Below are 2,806 nucleotides of genomic sequence, written 5' to 3' on the forward strand. Positions count from 1 at the left end.
CTGGGCTGAATGCAGGCATTTGTCGCAGCCATGCGCAGCCCTTTTCCTATGCAAGCCAACGACCCCTAGCTATCATGCCAGCCTTATTCCAAGTCGAGACTGGCATGCTGAAGTTGTTGAATCTCCTCAAGGATGGCCGGTTCCATTCCGGAGAAACCTTGGGGGCAGCCCTCGGGGTGAGTCGCAGCGCCGTTTGGAAGCAGCTGCAACACCTGGAAAGTGAGCTGAACCTCACCATTCATAAAGTTCGAGGGCGTGGTTACCAGTTGGTTGCGCCGCTGAGCTTGCTTGATGCGCAGGCGATCGCTGAGCTCACCGAGGGTGAGCGCTGGCCCGTTTTCATCCACGAAACAATCGATTCGACCAACGCCGAAGGCCTGCGGCTTGCCAGTGAAGGACAATCAGCGCCATTCCTGGTCCTGGCCGAGCGTCAAAGCGCTGGGCGTGGCCGACGAGGGCGCATGTGGATAAGTCCATTTGCAGAAAACCTCTATTACAGCCTGGTTTTGCGCGTAGATGGTGGCATGCGTCAGTTGGAGGGGCTCAGTCTGGTGGTCGGATTGGCCGTGATGCGCACGCTGCAGGCGTTTGGGGTAGAGGACGTGGGGCTGAAGTGGCCCAATGATGTCTTGGTTCGCGGGCAGAAGATCACCGGTATTCTTCTGGAGCTAGTGGGCGATCCAGCAGACGTCTGCCATGTGGTGCTTGGCATCGGCATCAATGTGAACATGCAGGTCAATGACCAGGTCGATCAGCAGTGGACCTCGATGCGACGTGAGGTTGGAGTGACAATTGATCGCAATCGCCTGGTGGCCATGCTCAGCCGGCAACTGCAACATGAATTGGCCCGTCATCGGGGCTACGGTTTTGCGGCATTCCAGGAGGAGTGGGAACAGTCGCATCTGTGGCAGGGGCGTAATGTATCGCTCATCGCCGGTGCCACCCGTATCGATGGTGTAGTGCTGGGGGTGGATGGGCAGGGTGGATTGCGCCTTGAAGTCGACGGTGTGGAAAAGAGCTTCAGTGGTGGTGAGCTCAGTTTGAGGTTGCGTGATGATTCTTGAGCTCGATTGCGGAAACAGCTTCATCAAGTGGCGTGTCATTCATGCTGCCGACGCCACCATTGTAGGTGGTGGCATTGTCGATTCGGACCAGGCGCTGGTAGACGAGGTTGCGGCCCTGCAATCGTTGCGTCTTACCGGTTGTCGAATCGTCAGTGTGCGTAGCGAGGATGAAACCGCTGCCCTCTGCGCATTGATCGCCAAGGCTTTTGCAGTGGTTGCCCGGGTTGCCGAACCTGCACAAGAAATGGCAGGTGTGCGCAATGGTTATGACGATTACCAGCGCCTCGGCATGGATCGCTGGCTCGCGGCCTTGGGTGGGTTCCATCTCGCCAAGGGCGCCTGCCTGGTCATTGATCTGGGCACAGCGGCCAAGGCCGACTTTGTATCGGCCGATGGCGAGCACCTGGGTGGCTACATCTGCCCAGGTATGCCACTCATGCGCAGCCAACTGCGTACGCATACGCGCCGTATTCGCTATGACGACGCTTCGGCTGAGCGGGCATTGAGCAGCCTTGCGCCAGGGCGCTCCACAGTCGAAGCGGTAGAGCGCGGTTGTGTATTGATGCTGCAGGGTTTTGCCCGCACGCAGCTCGAGCAGGCGCGGGCTTTGTGGGGTGAAGACTTCACGGTGTTCCTGACGGGAGGGGATGCGCCGTTGGTACGAGAGGCGGCGCCGCAGGGCAGGGTCGTCCCTGACTTGGTATTTGTCGGTCTGGCCATAGCCTGTCCACTGGACTGAGGTGCTTATGCGTTGGTTGTTTCTGCTGTTGCTGGTGCTTAACGTCTTCTATTACGTCTGGCACCAACAGGAAGCCCCGCTGAAGGCGAAGGACGTCGCCCCGTTGTCGTTGTACAAAGGAAATCAGCAAGAGATCCGTCTGCTCAAGGAGACCGGTGTATCTGCACCGGCCCGGCGACGCGATGAATGCCTGGTGGTAGGTGGCCTGATGGCTCGCGATCAACTCGATGCGTTGCGACAGCGCCTGCTGAGCCTGGACATCAATGCTGTGCCGGTGTCTGGCCAGTTGCCTGGCGCTGAAGGTTCCTGGCTCAAGATTTCCCCGGAAAGCGAGCGTTTGCTGGATCAAACCGTTCTCGAGACTCTTTCCAACGATTTCAAAGACTTAAAACATAAAATTATTTTCTGCCAGGGTATTGCAACTGGTGAATAGCTTGATAGAATGGCGCCCGCTTCACAGGGAACACCACTCAGGTGGTAGAACTGGAAGCGAGTGTCAAAGCAGCTAAGTTTCAGATTTGATTGAAAAAATTTGAAAAAAAGCTTGACACTGGGACGGCAGACAAATAGAATGCCGGCCACATCTGGAGGGATTCCCGAGCGGTCAAAGGGGACGGACTGTAAATCCGTTGCGAGAGCTTCGAAGGTTCGAATCCTTCTCCCTCCACCAGTTTTAGCGAGAGCCGCAAGCTCCGCGGGTATAGTTTAGTGGTAGAACCTCAGCCTTCCAAGCTGATGATGCGGGTTCGATTCCCGCTACCCGCTCCAAGTTTGCTGGATTTTGCGCAAAGTGTTTCGCTCTTGTAGCTCAGTTGGTAGAGCACACCCTTGGTAAGGGTGAGGTCAGCGGTTCAAGTCCGCTCAAGAGCTCCATATAAACAAGGCAGATATGAAAATATCTGCCTTTGTTTTATCAGCGTAAGACTATTTTCTTCTGCGGAGGATTGTATCGATGGCTAAGGAAAAGTTTGATCGTTCCCTTCCCCACGTTAACGTCGGCACT

General features: G+C 56.1%; 3 protein-coding genes and 3 tRNA genes. All 6 read left to right on the forward strand.

Features of this window, described 5'->3' with window-relative positions; translation table 11 throughout:
- The first annotated feature begins 104 nt into the window (after nucleotides 1–104).
- Nucleotides 105–1,064 (forward strand): bifunctional biotin--[acetyl-CoA-carboxylase] ligase/biotin operon repressor BirA, encoded by a 960-nt coding sequence (gene birA, locus APH33_RS22575; protein ID WP_054887269.1) that lies wholly within the window; start codon nucleotides 105–107, stop codon nucleotides 1,062–1,064.
- Nucleotides 1,054–1,803, forward strand: coding sequence for a pantothenate kinase (locus tag APH33_RS22580; protein ID WP_054887267.1), 750 nt, complete (start codon nucleotides 1,054–1,056; stop codon nucleotides 1,801–1,803). The genes birA and APH33_RS22580 overlap by 11 nt, the downstream gene beginning before the upstream one ends.
- Nucleotides 1,804–1,810: 7 nt before the next feature.
- Nucleotides 1,811–2,236: a hypothetical protein gene (locus APH33_RS22585; RefSeq protein WP_054887268.1), complete on the forward strand. Its 426-nt coding sequence runs from the start codon at nucleotides 1,811–1,813 to the stop codon at nucleotides 2,234–2,236.
- 153 nt (nucleotides 2,237–2,389) lie between these two features.
- Nucleotides 2,390–2,473 (forward strand) — tRNA-Tyr (locus APH33_RS22590).
- 24 nt (nucleotides 2,474–2,497) lie between these two features.
- A tRNA-Gly gene (locus APH33_RS22595) sits at nucleotides 2,498–2,571 on the forward strand.
- Nucleotides 2,572–2,600: 29 nt separating this feature from the next.
- A tRNA-Thr gene (locus APH33_RS22600) sits at nucleotides 2,601–2,676 on the forward strand.
- Nucleotides 2,677–2,806: the final 130 nt, after the last annotated feature.

Source organism: Pseudomonas sp. NBRC 111130 (genome assembly GCF_001320485.1).
Taxonomy (GTDB): Bacteria; Pseudomonadota; Gammaproteobacteria; order Pseudomonadales; family Pseudomonadaceae; genus Aquipseudomonas; species Aquipseudomonas vlassakiae.

Excerpts from the sequence above, each read along its gene's own strand:
- APH33_RS22585 (WP_054887268.1), top strand. The coding sequence starts at position 1,811 with ATGCGTTGGTTGTTTCTGCTGTTGCTGGTGCTTAACGTCTTCTATTAC.
- APH33_RS22580 (WP_054887267.1), top strand. The coding sequence starts at position 1,054 with ATGATTCTTGAGCTCGATTGCGGAAACAGCTTCATCAAGTGGCGTGTC.
- birA (WP_054887269.1), top strand. The coding sequence starts at position 105 with ATGCTGAAGTTGTTGAATCTCCTCAAGGATGGCCGGTTCCATTCCGGA.